The 13,815-nt window shown below is 72.0% G+C and carries 14 protein-coding genes and 1 riboswitch; of the genes, 9 read left to right on the top strand and 5 right to left on the bottom strand.

The annotated features are described in order from the left end of the window. Positions 1-115: 115 nt before the first annotated feature. Positions 116-206, top strand: a riboswitch (ZMP/ZTP riboswitch). A gap of 61 nt (positions 207-267) precedes the next feature. The 3 genes from glyA (at position 268) to ACH4TP_RS03415 (ending at position 3,294) form a co-directional block, all read left to right on the top strand. Then, complete coding sequence (glyA, locus tag ACH4TP_RS03425) at positions 268-1,536, top strand: serine hydroxymethyltransferase (protein WP_398435470.1); 1,269 nt, start codon at positions 268-270, stop codon at positions 1,534-1,536. 62 nt (positions 1,537-1,598) lie between these two features. Then, positions 1,599-2,612 (top strand): tryptophan--tRNA ligase, encoded by a 1,014-nt coding sequence (trpS, locus tag ACH4TP_RS03420; RefSeq protein WP_389220622.1) that lies wholly within the window; start codon positions 1,599-1,601, stop codon positions 2,610-2,612. Positions 2,613-2,703: 91 nt separating this feature from the next. Beyond that, positions 2,704-3,294 (top strand): 2'-5' RNA ligase family protein, encoded by a 591-nt coding sequence (locus ACH4TP_RS03415; protein ID WP_389220619.1) that lies wholly within the window; start codon positions 2,704-2,706, stop codon positions 3,292-3,294. Between the two features lie 14 nt (positions 3,295-3,308). Here the strand turns inward: ACH4TP_RS03415 and ACH4TP_RS03410 are convergent, their stop codons facing one another. Together ACH4TP_RS03410 and ACH4TP_RS03405 are read right to left on the bottom strand one after the other, a co-directional pair. After that, the gene (locus tag ACH4TP_RS03410; RefSeq protein ID WP_389220616.1) at positions 3,309-4,064 is read right to left on the bottom strand and encodes a decaprenylphospho-beta-D-erythro-pentofuranosid-2-ulose 2-reductase; all 756 of its coding nucleotides are present in this window, start codon (positions 4,062-4,064) and stop codon (positions 3,309-3,311) included. An 11-nt stretch (positions 4,065-4,075) separates the two neighbouring features. Further along, positions 4,076-5,452: an FAD-binding protein gene (locus ACH4TP_RS03405; protein ID WP_398187162.1), complete on the bottom strand. Its 1,377-nt coding sequence runs from the start codon at positions 5,450-5,452 to the stop codon at positions 4,076-4,078. A 169-nt stretch (positions 5,453-5,621) separates the two neighbouring features. Between ACH4TP_RS03405 and ACH4TP_RS03400 the strand changes: the two genes are divergently transcribed. From ACH4TP_RS03400 to ACH4TP_RS03390, 3 genes are all read left to right on the top strand, one after another. Then, entirely contained in the window at positions 5,622-6,188 is a 567-nt protein-coding gene (locus ACH4TP_RS03400) for a phosphatase PAP2 family protein (RefSeq protein ID WP_398187159.1), read from the top strand. Further along, a complete protein-coding gene (locus ACH4TP_RS03395; RefSeq protein ID WP_389220607.1) occupies positions 6,185-7,132 on the top strand; it encodes a decaprenyl-phosphate phosphoribosyltransferase in 948 nt (315 codons plus the stop codon). The genes ACH4TP_RS03400 and ACH4TP_RS03395 overlap by 4 nt, the downstream gene beginning before the upstream one ends. A gap of 63 nt (positions 7,133-7,195) precedes the next feature. Beyond that, positions 7,196-8,071, top strand: coding sequence for a YihY/virulence factor BrkB family protein (locus tag ACH4TP_RS03390; protein WP_389220603.1), 876 nt, complete (start codon positions 7,196-7,198; stop codon positions 8,069-8,071). On the opposite strand, the gene ACH4TP_RS03385 is transcribed toward ACH4TP_RS03390, so the two are convergent. Then, positions 8,028-9,341, bottom strand: a complete 1,314-nt coding sequence (locus ACH4TP_RS03385; RefSeq protein WP_398435466.1) for a D-alanyl-D-alanine carboxypeptidase family protein — start codon at positions 9,339-9,341, stop codon at positions 8,028-8,030. The two genes, ACH4TP_RS03390 and ACH4TP_RS03385, sit on opposite strands and share 44 nt — an antisense overlap. Before the next feature lie 102 nt (positions 9,342-9,443). Here ACH4TP_RS03385 and ACH4TP_RS03380 point away from each other — a divergent pair, with 102 nt between their 5' ends. After that, a complete protein-coding gene (locus ACH4TP_RS03380) occupies positions 9,444-9,686 on the top strand; it encodes a hypothetical protein (protein WP_398187150.1) in 243 nt (80 codons plus the stop codon). 52 nt (positions 9,687-9,738) lie between these two features. Here ACH4TP_RS03380 and ACH4TP_RS03375 read toward each other — a convergent pair whose 3' ends face one another. Then, positions 9,739-9,975, bottom strand: coding sequence for an SCO4848 family membrane protein (locus ACH4TP_RS03375; RefSeq protein ID WP_398435463.1), 237 nt, complete (start codon positions 9,973-9,975; stop codon positions 9,739-9,741). A 110-nt stretch (positions 9,976-10,085) separates the two neighbouring features. On the opposite strand from ACH4TP_RS03375, the gene ACH4TP_RS03370 reads away from it, so the two are divergent. Further along, positions 10,086-11,306 carry a metallophosphoesterase gene (locus ACH4TP_RS03370; RefSeq protein WP_398435461.1) on the top strand — a complete coding sequence of 407 codons (1,221 nt, stop codon included), beginning with the start codon at positions 10,086-10,088 and terminating at the stop codon, positions 11,304-11,306. Between the two features lie 193 nt (positions 11,307-11,499). Continuing rightward, on the top strand, positions 11,500-13,053 hold the full coding sequence (locus tag ACH4TP_RS03365) for an ABC transporter substrate-binding protein (RefSeq protein ID WP_398187141.1): 1,554 nt from the start codon (positions 11,500-11,502) through the stop codon (positions 13,051-13,053). An 18-nt stretch (positions 13,054-13,071) separates the two neighbouring features. Here ACH4TP_RS03365 and ACH4TP_RS03360 read toward each other — a convergent pair whose 3' ends face one another. Then, positions 13,072-13,815, bottom strand: a complete 744-nt coding sequence (locus tag ACH4TP_RS03360) for a TetR/AcrR family transcriptional regulator (protein ID WP_389220588.1) — start codon at positions 13,813-13,815, stop codon at positions 13,072-13,074.

Below are 13,815 nucleotides of genomic sequence, written 5' to 3'. Positions count from 1 at the left end.
GGGATCTCCGTTCGTCCTGCGGCTCAGGGGTGACCCAGGGGCTGTGGCCCCTTTCTTATCGTCGCTCGCATCCCGGACGGGGAAACCTCGGCGACGGCGCGCCCGCTAGTCTGGAGACACGCACGGCGACTGGCGTACGGGGAACCGACCCCGGGGGAGCCGTGCGCGCTCCACCACACGAGGTGCCGCTCGCCTGGGCATCACGGGCCCCTGGTCCCGTGCACACCTCAGTCCCGGGACCGTCCGCCGCACGCCCGGAGGAACGACATGACCACGTCCCCGCAGCACCCCGCGCTCACCGCGACCGACCCCGAGCTCGCCGCCCTCGTCGGCGCCGAGGAACGGCTCCAGGCCGAGACCCTCCGCCTCATCCCGAGCGAGAACTACGTCTCCGCCGCCGTCCTCGAAGCCTCCGGCACCGTCCTCCAGAACAAGTACAGCGAGGGCTACCCCGGCCGCCGCTACTACGAGGGCCAGCAGAACATCGACCGGGTCGAGACCCTCGCGATCGAGCGCGCCAAGGCCCTCTTCGGCGTCGACCACGCCAACGTCCAGCCGTACTCCGGCTCCCCCGCCAACCTCGCCGTCTACCTGGCCTTCGCGCAGCCCGGCGACACCGTCATGGGCATGGCCCTGCCGATGGGCGGCCACCTCACCCACGGCTGGGGCGTCTCCGCCACCGGCACCTGGTTCCGCGGCGTCCAGTACGGCGTACGCCAGGACGACGGCCTGATCGACTTCGACCAGGTCCGCGAGCTCGCCCTCAAGGAGCGCCCGAAGGTCATCTTCTGCGGCGGCACCGCGCTGCCCCGCACCATCGACTTCGCCGCCTTCGGCGAGATCGCCCGCGAGTCCGGCGCCGTCCTCGTCGCCGACGTCGCCCACATCGCCGGCCTCATCGCGGGCGGCGCCCACCCCTCCCCGGTCGGGCACGTCGACGTCATCTCCACCACCACCCACAAGACCCTCCGCGGCCCCCGCGGCGCCATGCTCATGTCCACCGAGGAGCACGCCAAGGCCCTCGACAAGGCCGTCTTCCCCGGCCTCCAGGGCGGCCCGCACAACCAGACCACCGCCGCCATCGCCGTCGCCCTCCGCGAGGCCTCCCAGCCCTCCTTCCGCGACTACGCCCACGCCGTCGTCGCCAACGCCAAGGCCCTCGCCGAGGCCCTCCTCGCCCGCGGCTTCGACCTGGTCTCCGGCGGCACCGACAACCACCTGATCCTGATCGACCTCACCCCCAAGCAGGTGCCGGGCAAGATCGCCGCGAAGGCCCTCGACCGGGCCGGGATCGTCGTCAACTACAACACCGTCCCCTACGACCCCCGGAAGCCCTTCGACCCCTCCGGCATCCGCATCGGCACCCCCTCCCTCACCTCCCGCGGCCTCACCACGGAGCACATGGACCAGGTCGCCGAGTGGATCGACCGCGCCGTCACCGCCGCCGGAACCGGCGACGAGGACACCCTCCGCGCCGTCCGCGCCGAGGTCGCCGACCTGATGGCGGCGTTCCCCGCCCCGGGCCTGCCGCTCTGAGTGTGGTCCTCGTCTCACAGCCTGCGATGGGTTGGGGTCCGGCACCTGAGAGAATGATGTGCATGGCCTCTGACAGTCCCCGTGTGCTCTCCGGAATCCAGCCCACCGCAGGCTCGTTCCACCTCGGCAACTACCTCGGCGCCGTCCGCCAGTGGGTCGCGCTGCAGGAGACCCACGACGCCTTCTACATGGTCGTCGACCTGCATGCGATCACGGTCCCGCAGGACCCCGCCGAGCTGCGCGCCAACACCCGGCTCGCCGCCGCCCAGCTCCTCGCCGCCGGGGTCGACCCCGAGCGCTGCACCCTCTTCATCCAGAGCCACGTCCCCGAGCACGCCCAGCTCGGCTGGGTCATGAACTGCCTCACCGGCTTCGGCGAGGCCTCCCGCATGACCCAGTTCAAGGACAAGTCCGCCAAGCAGGGAGCCGACCGCGCCACCGTCGGCCTCTTCACGTACCCGGTCCTCCAGGTCGCGGACATCCTGCTCTACCAGGCCAACGAGGTCCCGGTCGGCGAGGACCAGCGCCAGCACATCGAGCTGACCCGCGACCTCGCGGAGCGCTTCAACGGCCGCTTCGGCGAGACGTTCACGATCCCCAAGCCGTACATCCTCAAGGAGACGGGGAAGATCTACGACCTCCAGGACCCGACGATCAAGATGAGCAAGTCGTCGTCCACGCCGAAGGGCCTCATCAACCTCCTGGACGACCCGAAGGTCACCGCGAAGAAGGTCAAGAGCGCCGTCACCGACACCGACACGGTGATCCGCTTCGACCCGGAGAACAAGGCCGGCGTCTCCAACCTGCTCAGCATCATGTCCACGCTCACCTCCACCTCCGTCGAGGACCTGGAGAAGAGCTACGAGGGCAAGATGTACGGCGCGCTGAAGACGGACCTCGCCGAGGTCATGGTGGACTTCGTCACGCCGTTCCGGACCCGCACCCAGGAATACCTGGACGACCCGGAGACGCTGGACTCGGTCCTGGCCAAGGGAGCGGAGAAGGCCCGCGCCGTCGCCGCCGAGACGCTGGCGCAGACGTACGAGAGGATCGGCTTCCTGCCCGCCAAGCACTGAGACCGAGGACGCTGGCCGAAAGGGCGGTGCAGGCCGCACACTGGCGCTGCACCACCCGTACACATCTCGACGGACGACGGAGGAGAACGACGTGGGGACCGTAACGCTCGGCGTTTCGATCGCGGTCCCGGAGCCCTACGGCAGCCTGCTCCAGGAGCGGCGCGCCGGCTTCGGGGACCCGGCCGCGTACGGCATCCCCACGCACGTCACCCTGGTCCCGCCGACCGAGGTCGCCGAGGAGCGGCTGCCGGAGATCGAGGCGCACCTCGCGGCCGTCGCCGCCGGCCACCAGCCCTTCCCCGTGCGCCTCGAAGGCACCGGGACCTTCCGCCCGCTCTCCCCGGTCGTCTTCGTGAAGCTGGTGGAGGGCGTGCCCTGCTGCAACAACCTCCAGCAGCGCATCCGGGACGAGGAGGGCCCGCTCGCCCGCGAGCTGGCCTTCCCGTACCACCCGCACGTCACCGTGGCGCACGGCATCTCCGAGGAGGGGATGGACCGGGCGTTCGAGGAGCTCGCCGGGTACGAGGCGGCCTGGACCTGCCGCTCCTTCGCGCTGTACGAGCAGGGCCCGGACGGGGTCTGGCGCAAGCTGTACGACTACGAGTTCGGCAGCGGCCGCCCGATCTCCGCGGTCCCGGCACAGGGCGGCAGCCCGGTCGACACCCCGGCGCCCACCGCCTAGGCCCGTCCGGCGGGTCACACGGGAAGGCGCCGGAACAGCGGCCTCGGCACGTGCCGTACGGCCGCCATCACCATCCGCAGCGCCCCCGGCACCCACACCGTCTCCGAGCGCCGCCGCAGCCCCAGCTCGATCGCGCCCGCGACCGCCTCCGGGGTCGTCGCGAGCGGCGCCTCCGCCAGCCCGGCCGTCATCTTCGAGCGCACGAACCCGGGCCGTACGACCATGACGTGCACGCCCGTGCCGTGCAGCGCGTCCCCGAGGCCCTGCGCGAAGGCGTCGAGGCCCGCCTTCGACGAGCCGTAGATGAAGTTGGCGCGGCGGGCCCGCTCGCCCGCCACCGAGGACAGCACCACCAGCGAACCGTGCCCCTGTGCCTGGAGCGCGCCCGCGCACACCAGACCGGCCGAGACGGCGCCCGTGTAGTTGGTCTGCGCGACCCGGGCGGCGGCGACCGGATCGGACTCGTCGCGCGCCTGGTCGCCGAGGACCCCGAAGGCCAGCAGCACCATGTCGATGTCGCCCTCCGCGAAGACCTTCCCGAGCCGCTCCTCGTGCGACTCGGGGTCGAGCGCGTCGAAGGGCACGGTGCGCACCTCCGCGCCGAGCGCGCGCAGCGAGCCGGCGGCGGCCGCGAGCGCGGGGGAGGGGCGGCCGGCCAGCCAGACCGTGCGGGTGCGGCGGGCGATCAGGCGGCGGGCGGTGGCGAGCCCGATCTCGGAGGTGCCGCCGAGGACGAGCAGGGACTGCGGGGCACCGAAGGCGTCCTTCACGGGGGTACTCCTCAGAGGGCGAGACGGCGGGCGAGGTCCGAGGTGAGGACGGACCGGGGGTCGAGCGCGGCGCGCAGCGCCCGGAACTCGTCGAGCCGCGGGTACATGGCGGCCAGGACCTCCGGCCGGAGCCGGGAGTCCTTGGCGAGGTAGACCCGGCCGCCGGCGCCCGCGACCTCCTCGTCGAGGGCGTCGAGGAAGCGGCCGAGACCGGGGAGGCCGGTGGGCAGGTCGAGGGCGAGGGTCCAGCCGGGGAGCGGGAAGGACAGCCAGCCGGGGTCGCCCGCGCCGAACCGTTTCAGGACGGCGAGGAAGGACGGGCAGCCCCGGTCCGCGATCCGCCGCACGATCCGCCGGAGGGCGTCCTCCTGCCCGTACGGGACGACGAACTGGTACTGGACGAAGCCCGCGGGCCCGTAGATCCGGTTCCAGTGCGGTACCCCGTCGAGGGGGTGGAAGAAGGCCGGCAGCGACTGGAGGCGGCCGGTCGCGGTGCGGGGGGCCCTGCGGTACCAGAGCTCGTTGAAGAGCCCGACGGAGGTGCGGCCGAGCAGCCCGCCGGGGACGTACGGCGGCGGGGCGGGCAGCCGGCCCGGCCGGAAGGCGAGCGGATCGCGGCGGGCCGGATGGCGGCGGGGCAGCGCGTCGTACGGGACGTGGTCGCCGCGCGTCAGGACGGCGCGGCCGGTGGCGGCGCCCCGGGCGAGCAGGTCGATCCAGGCGACGGAGTAGCGGTAGCGGTGGTCGCCCTCGATCAGCCGGGCCATCAGAGCGTCGAGACCGGGCACGCGCTCGGTGTCCACGGACAGCAGGGAGGTCTCGACCGGCAGCAGCCGCAGGGTGGCGGAGAGGATCACCCCGGTCAGGCCCATGCCGCCGGTGGTCGCGTCGAAGAGCGGGGTCCCGGGCCGCACGGTCCTGATCCCGCCGTCGGCGGTGAGGAGTTCGAGCGCGGTCACGTGCCGGCCGAAGGAGCCCGCGACGTGGTGGTTCTTGCCGTGGATGTCGGCGCCGATCGCGCCGCCGACGGTCACGTACCGGGTGCCGGGGCTGACCGGGACGAACCAGCCGAGCGGCAGCAGCACCTCCATCAGCCGGTGCAGGCTGACGCCCGCCTCGCACACGACGAGCCCGGCGTCGGTGTCGACGGCCAGGATCCGGTCGAAGCCGGTCATGTCGAGGACGTCGCCGCCGGCGTTCTGCGCGGCGTCCCCGTAGGCCCGCCCGAGCCCCCGCGCGACGACCCCCCGGGGCCCGCAGCCCCGGACGGCCTCGACGACCTCGGCGTACCCGCGGGGCCGGTGCACGCGCGCGAGGGTGGGGGCGGTGCGGCCCCAGCCGGTGATCGCTTCGCAGTCGTCGTCCAGGACGCGGGTCTCGACAGCCATGGGCCGACCGTATAGCCGCATATGTCGCGTATGCCGGTATTGAAGAGCGGTTCGTCGAAATGGGTGATTAAAGGAGTGTCATGAAAGAGGCTCGGCTCCCTCGGCCACGGCCCGCGCCACAGTCGTGTCGACCGCCCGCACCACCCAGGCCCGACAGGGAGCACCACGGATGCGCAAGCCGGAACCATCCGCGACCCCCCGGGGCCGCGAACCCCGCTGGGTCGCGGCCGAGCGGCGGCTGCTCGCCTCCCTGCGCGCCTGCGGACACCGGCCCGCCGTGGCCGCCGCCACCCGGGGGCTCTCCCTCGGGGGCGAACACGGCGCGCTCTGGCTGGCCGCCGGACTCACCGCCGCCGCCCTCGACCGCCCGCGCCGGAGCGGCTGGCTGCGGGGCACGGCCCTGGTCGCGGGCGCGCACCTGGCGAGCATGGGCGTCAAACGGCTCGTACGGAGACCCCGCCCGGCCCCGGACGCGTACGAGCCCCTCGTCCGTACGGCAGGCCGGCACTCCTTCCCCAGCTCCCACGCCACCTCGGCCGCCGCCGCGGCCGTCGCCTTCCGCGCGCTGCACCCGGCCGCCGGCCGGCTCGCCGCCCCGCTGGCCGGCGCGATGTGCCTCTCCCGCCTGGTCGCGGGCGTCCACCACCCGAGCGACGTCGCCGCCGGCGCCCTCCTCGGCGCCGCCACGGCCGTCGCGGGCCGCCACCTCCTCACCCGTGGGGACGTCCCCTCGTGAGCGAGCGGACCGGGACCGCCGTCCTCGACGCGCCCGTCGCCGTACGGGACACGCGCGCGCATGCGCACCGCGGGTGGGCGCTCGGGCTCCTCAGGACCGCCCGGCCCCGGCAGTGGGTCAAGAACGTCCTCGTCCTCGCCGCGCCCGCCGCCGCCGGACGGCTCGGCTCCTGGCAGACCGGCGCCCGACTCGCGCTCGTCTTCGCCCTGTTCACGGCCGCCGCCTCCGCCGTCTACCTCCTCAACGACGCGCGCGACGCCGAGGCCGACCGCGCCCACCCGGTCAAACGCCGCCGCCCCGTCGCCTCGGGACAGGTCCCCGCCGCCCTCGCCACCGCCACCGGCGTCCTCCTCGCCCTCGGCTCCGCCGGCGCCGCCGCGCTCCTCTGCGGCCCCCTGACCGCCGCCCTGCTCGTCGCGTACCTCGGCATACAGGTCGCCTACTGCGTACGCCTCAAGCACGTCCTCGTCGTCGACCTCGCCGTCGTCGCCACCGGCTTCCTGATGCGGGCGATGATCGGCGGGGTGGCCCTCGGCATCCCGCTGTCCCGCTGGTTCCTCATCACGACCGGGTTCGGCGCACTGTTCATGGTCGCCGCCAAGCGCTACTCCGAAGCCGTCCAGATGGAGGGCGCCGAGGGCGCCACGCGCGCGCTGCTCACCCAGTACACGACGGGCTACCTGCGGTTCGTCTGGCAGCTCGCGGCCGGCACCGCCGTCCTCGGCTACTGCCTGTGGGCCCTGGAGGCGGGCCCGGCCGAGACCTCGCTACCCTGGCGCCAGCTCTCCGTGGCCGCCTTCGTCCTCGGCGTCCTGCGGTACGCGGTCTTCGCCGACCGCGGCACGGCGGGCGCCCCCGAGGACGTCGTCCTGCGCGACCGCCCGCTCGCCGTCATCGGCTTGGCGTGGGCCGCGCTGTACGGGATGTCGGTCGCGGGTCTGTGAGCCCCGCCGGGGGATTCTCGTACGGGTGACCCGACGGCGCGAGGAACGGACGGAACGTACGACATGGACTGGCTGACCAAACTCCCCGTCATCGGCCCGTGGGTCGCCCGCTTCATGCGGACCCACGCCTGGCACGCGTACGAGACCCTCGACGAGGCCCACTGGACCCGGCTCGCCGCCGCGATCACCTTCGTCTCCTTCATCGCCCTCTTCCCGCTGATCACGGTCGCCGCCGCGATCGGCGCCGCGCTCCTCACGCCGGATCAGCTCGACACGATCGAGAAGAAGATCAGCGACCAGGTGCCCGGCATCTCCGACCAGCTCGACATCGCCGGACTCGTCGCGAACGCCGGCACCATCGGACTCGTCGCCGGCGCCGTCCTGCTCGTCACCGGCATCAGCTGGATCGGCTCGATGCGGGAGTGCCTGCGCGCGGTCTGGGGCCTCGACGCCATCGAGGGCAACCCGATCCTCCTGAAGGGCAAGGACGGGCTGATCCTCCTCGGCCTCGGCGGCGTCGCGATCGCCTCGCTCGCCGCGTCCTGGCTCGGCTCCACCGCCGTCGGCTGGAGCGCCGACCGCCTCGGCATCTCCGGCGCGGGCGCGGGCGGCTACCTGCTCCAGGCCGCCGCCGTCCTCGTCGCCGTCGTCGCCGACTTCCTCATCCTGCTGTACGTACTGACCCTGCTGCCCGGCGTCGAACCCCGCCGCCGGGACCTCGTGATCGCGGCCCTGATGGGCGCCGTCGGCTTCGAACTGCTGAAACTGCTCCTCGGCGGCTACATGAAGGGGGTCGCGGCGAAGTCGATGTACGGGGCGTTCGGCGTCCCGGTCGCCCTGCTCCTCTGGATCAACTTCACCGCGAAACTGCTGCTGTTCTGCGCGGCGTGGACGGCTACGGAGTCCCGCCGTCGGAAGCCGACTCCGCCTTCGTCCTAGACTCCGACCCCGACTCGGGAAGGTCCCCGGGACGGCGACCCCGAGCCGCCGCCCCGGCCAGCGGCCAGCGCCGGTTGACCAGGAAGACGCCCGCGGCCAGGAGGACGAGGACACCGCCCGCGATCGCCAGCGCGATCCCGACCCCGCCGGACCTCTCGGCGACCGCCGCGTGGACCTGCCCCTCGGGGGCGTTCTTGCCGGGCGCCGGGGCCGTGCCCTCGTCGGGGGCGGTGGTCGCCGTGCGCTCCGAGCGGGGCGGCACCAGCTCGCCCACCGGCGTCACCTTCCCGGAGGCCGCGAAGCCCCAGTCGAGCAGCCGGGCGGCCTCCTTGTAGACCGCGTGCTGCTCCTTCGAGGAGGGGTTCATGACCGTGACGAGCAGGACCCTGCCGTTGCGCTCGGCGACCCCGGTGAAGGTGGCACCCGCGTGCGTGGTGTTGCCGTTCTTGACCCCGGCGATGCCCTGGTACGGGGCGACGCCGATGTCGCCGGTGAGCAGCCGGTTGGTGTTCTGGATCTCGAAGGTCTCGCGCTTCTTGCCCGGCTTGGCCTCCCCGGGGAAGGCGGCCCGGGGGGTGGCGGCGTACTCCCGGAAGTCCGCCTTCCGCATCCCGTTGCGGGCGATGAGCGTCAGGTCGTACGCGGAGGAGACCTGCCCCGGGGCGTCGTAGCCGTCCGGCGAGACGACGTTGGTGTCCAGGGCCTGGAGCTCGGCCGCGTGGTCGTTCATGTCCTTCACGGTCTGCCGGAGCCCGTTGTTCATGCTGGTCAGCACGTGCACGGCGTCGTTCCCGGACCGGAGGAACACCCCCAGCCACAGATCATGGACGCTGTAGCTCTGCTTCTCCTTGATCCCGACCAGACTCGACCCGACCCCCATCCCCGCCAGGTCCGCACTGGTCACCAGATGGTTCTGCGTCCTGGAGAACTTCGGCAGCAACGTATCCGCGAACAGCATCTTCAGCGTCGACGCCGGCGCCAGCCTCCAATGCGCGTTGTGCGCCGCCAGCACCTGCCCGCTCTCCGCGTCCGCCACGATCCACGACCGCCCCGACAACTCCTTCGGCAGCACCGGCGCCCCGGCCCCCAGCCGCACCTGCGTACCCGGCTTGCTGAGCAGCGCCCCGCCCACCGTCGACATCACCGCGGGAGGCTTGGGCTGCTTGTCCTTCCCGTCCTTCCCGTCCGCGTACGCCGCAGGCGCAGCGACGACAAGCGGCAGAAACACGGCAGCAGCGACCGCCCAAGCGGTCTTCTTCGAAGCAGACACGATCGAGAACGTACAGCCCCGCCCAACCGATCCGAACCCCGGCAGGCGGTTCAGCCACCTCCGTCCACCCGGAAGCGGGGGCTCCGCATGGAGGGTGTGCCCGTGAACGCGATCGTCGGCGACGGAGCCGAAGGCTACGCGGCCAACGCGCCGTACGGCCGGCTGGTGGCGACGTGCTCCGTGCGGTTCGGCCCGCGTCGGCTCTGGAGCGAAGCGGAGGCCGCGCACGCCTGGTGGCTGTCGCACGGCCGTCCCGGACCCGAGCGGTTCGGACCGGCCGTGACCGCGACGGGGGAGTCCGCGTGGCTGGACGATCCGGGTCGGCCCGTTCCCCTCACCGGCTGACCCGCGAGACCGTCCACCTGCGCGCCGTATCCCGTGGCGCGCGGGCAGGGCCTTACTTCTTGCCCGCGCGGACGCCGCGGAAGCCGATCACGCCGACGGCCGTGCCCAGGAGGAAGGAGGTGACGGCGAGGGCGAGGTGGACCCAGAAGTAAGCGGTCGGGTTTCCCGCGTCGTCGAAGGCGAGGCCGCTGCCGTCCTTCCACAAGTTCTTGGCGAAGGTCACCCAGATCACCCAGGACCAGGCGCCGAAGGCGAGCAGGAACCAGGAGGCGCGGCGGCTGAGCTTCATGGGGGGTCCTTCGGGGTGGGCGAGTTCTTTCAGCCAGTATCGAACCGTCCTTGCCGGGCCCCGCAGGCGGGCCTCGGTACGCTACCGCTGGAGTGAGGGGGTGCGGGGGCGTGGTCGTCTTTCTGCTGGTGCTGGTGGTGCTGCTCGGTGCGGTGCACTGGTACGTGTGGCGGCGCTTGGTGAGGGACGTCACGGAGGCGGGGAGCAGGGGGCGGCGGGTCGGTACGGCGGCCGTCGTGGCGCTGCCGGTGCTTTCGGTCGGGGCGCTGGTGTCCTCGCGGGTGGGGGCGCCCTTCGTGGTGCAGCAGGTGGTGGCGTGGCCGGGGTTCCTCTGGCTCGCGGTGCTCCTGTACCTGGTGCTGGCGCTGGCGGTCGGGGAGGCCGTGCGGCCGTTGCTGCGGGCCTGGGTGGCGCGGCGGGCGGTGGCGCCTGACCCCGTGCCCGTATCCGTGCCCGTGTCTGTGCCCGCTGTCGAAGAGCCCGCCGAGGCCGTCCCCGCCGAGGTCTCCCGGCGGCTGTTCGTCTCCCGGGTCGTCGCGGGTTCCGCGGCCGCCGTCGCGGTCGGGACCGTCGGGTACGGGACGTACGGGGTGCTGCGCGGGCCCCGGGTGAAGAGGGTCACCGTTCCGCTCGCGAAGATTCCGCGGGCCGCGCACGGGTACCGGATCGCCGTCGTGTCCGACATCCATCTCGGGCCGGTTCTGGGGCGCGCCCATACGCAGCGGATCGTGGACTCGATCAATGCCGCCCAGCCCGATCTGATCGCGGTGGTCGGTGATCTGGTCGACGGGACGGTGGAGAACCTCGGGCCGGCCGCCGAGCCGCTCGCGCGGCTCCGGGCGCGGCACGGTTCCTTCTTCGTGACCGGGAACCACGAGTACTTCTCGGGGGCGGACGCGTGGGTCGACCACGTGCGTGAGCTCGGGCTGCGGCCGCTGCGCAACGCGCGCGTGGAGATCCCGGCGGGCTTCGACCTCGCCGGGGTCGACGACGTGGCGGGGGAGAGCGAGGGGCAGGGGCCCGACTTCGGGCGGGCCCTCGGCGACCGGGACCGGGCCCGTGCCGCGGTGCTGCTCGCGCACCAGCCGATCGTGATCCACGACGCCGTACGGCACGGGGTGGACCTGCAGCTGTCCGGGCACACCCACGGCGGGCAGCTGTGGCCGGGGAACTACCTCGCCGAGCTGGCCAATCCGACCGTCGCCGGGCTCGAGCGGTACGGGGACACCCAGCTGTACGTCTCGCGGGGCGCGGGTGCCTGGGGGCCGCCGGTCCGGGTCGGGGCGCCGTCCGACATCACGATCGTCGAACTCGCCTCGAAACAGGCGTGATCGGACATTGTCACTCGCTGCGCAGAGGTCGATACGTGCTGCTCATCGACCTAAAGTCTCATATCCCGGACATATACCTGTCATGTGAAAGTTTTTCCTTTCCCTTGTGAAACCGGTGTGATGGGATGCGCTCATCGCGGCGTTTCCGGGGGCCGTCGCATCTGGGGTGGTATCAAAAAAAGGAAGCACGGCAATGCGGTCGACGGTCCGTCTGCGGATCCTCATCACTTGTGGAGTACTCGTGGCCGCCGGAGTCGGGGGCTGGCAACTGCTGCCCTCCGACGCGGCCCGGACGGACCCGATCACCATCGGCACGACCGACGAGGTGACGTCGCTCGACCCGGCCGGCGCGTACGACGCCGGTTCCTGGGCGATGTACAGCAACGTCTTCCAGTCGCTGCTGACGTTCAAGCCGGGCCTCACGCAGCCGGTTCCGGACGCCGCCGAGAGCTGCAAGTTCCTGGGCTCCGGGCTCACCGCGTACCAGTGCACGCTCCGCGACGACCTGACCTTCGCCAACGGGCGCAAGATCACCGCCGAGGACGTCAAGTACTCCTTCGAGCGGATGCTGCGCATCAAGTCGGACGTCGGCCCGCAGCCGCTCTTCCCGACGCTGAAGAACGTGTCGGCCGAGGGCCGTACCGTCACCTTCCACCTGAGCGGCCGTGACGCCACGTTCCCGCTGAAGGTGGCCACGGGCGCCGGCTCGATCGTGGACAGGAACCAGTACCCGGCCGGCAAGCTGCGGACCGGTTCCGCGGTCGACGGCTCGGGGCCGTACGTCCTCAAGGAGTACAAGGAGGGCGAGTCCGCGCTCCTGGAGCCCAACCCGAAGTACAAGGGCGCCATCACCAAGGCCGGTCACACGGTCCTCGTGAAGTACTACGGCCAGTCCGAGGAGCTCGCCACCGCCTGGAAGGCGAAGGAGGTCCAGGTCACGCACCGACAGCTCCCGCCGAACTTCCTCTCCTCGCTGGAGACCAGGGACGGGACCCGGATCACCGAGGCGGAGAGCGCCGAGATCCGCAACCTGAACTTCAACGTCCGGCCCGGCTCGCCCATGGCGAACAAGGCCGTACGGCAGGCCGTCGCCGCCGTCATCGACCGCCCGGCGATCACCGAGGGCGCCTACAAGGGCACGGTCGAGCCGCTCTACTCCCTCATCCCGCAGGGCTTCGTCGGCCACAGCACCGCCTTCTACGACGTCTACCCGGAGCCGGACGCGAAGAAGGCCAAGGCCCTCCTGCGGGAGGCCGGGATCCGGACGCCGGTGAAGTTCACGTACGGCTTCCGCAAGGACGCCACGTACGCCACCGAGGCCGCCGAGGTCAAGCGGCAGCTGGAGGAGACCGGCCTCTTCGAGGTCAAGCTCGTCGAGGCCGACTGGCAGAGCTTCCAGAAGGGGTACGCGAGGGGCGACTACGACGCCTACCCCGTCGGCTGGCTCCCCGACTTCCCCGACTCCGACAGCTTCACCGCGCCGCTCGTCGGCACCAAGAACACCCTGCACAACGGCTTCTCCAGCAAGAAGATCGACACCCTGATCGCCTCGACGCAGCAGTACGGCGACCGGGGCCGGGCGACGAGCGACTTCAGGGACATCCAGGACCAGGTCGCCGCCGAGGTCCCGCTGGTGCCGCTGTGGCAGAAGAAGGACTACGTCCTCTCCACGGAGGCGGTCACCGGCTCCCAGTACCTGACGGACGGCACGGGCATCTGGCGCCTGTGGGAGCTCAGCTGGATCTGAGGCCCCCTGCGGCTTCCCCTACGGCTTCGGGCTCGCCTTCTTCTTGGGCTTGCCCGAGGCCGCCATTCCGGCCGCCGTCGGCATGAAGTCGGAGAGCAGCTCGTGGGTCTCCTTGACCAGCGGGCGCAGGATCCGGAAGCGGGAGAGCGAGATCGCGCGGGCGGTGACCGGCGCGAGGCGCTCGACGAGGCGCCGGCTGTTCGCCGCGCCCTCCGAGCGGTCGTACACCCAGAACAGCACGAGGCCCATCTGCTGGAGCCACAGCAACTGCGGGAGGGCTTCCTTCAGTTCCGGGTCGACCTTGACCGAGGCGCCGGAGATGACCCGTCGGTGGACCTCGATCGCGGCCTCGCGCGGGCCCTCCGACTCGGGGGAGAAGGGGCTGAGCGGGCTGTCCGGGTCGGCGGCGTTCTTGAAGAACTGGGCCGCGAACTCGTGGTACGGCTCCGCGATGTCGAGCCAGCCGAGGTAGACGCCCCGGATGCGGGCGGTCAGGTCCTTCTCGTCGCCGGTCAGGATGGGCTCGACGGCCGCCTGGTGCTCCTCGGCGATCCGGTCGTAGAAGCCCTGGACCAGGTGTTCCTTGGAGGAGAAGTAGTAGTACGCGTTGCCGACGGAGACCCCGGCCTCCTGGGCGATGGCCCGCATCGTCGTCTTGTCGTAACCGCGCTCCTTGAACAGCCGGAGCGCGGTTTCGAGGATGAGCGTGCGGGTCTGCTCGCTCTTGGGGGCCTTCTTCTCTTCGGTCTTCTCTTCCGTCAC

Source organism: Streptomyces sp. NPDC021012 (genome assembly GCF_044333355.1).
In the GTDB taxonomy this organism is placed as follows: domain Bacteria; phylum Actinomycetota; class Actinomycetes; order Streptomycetales; family Streptomycetaceae; genus Streptomyces.
The sequence above is the reverse complement of the archived record's forward strand: the minus strand, read 5'-3'. Positions and strand labels throughout refer to the sequence as shown.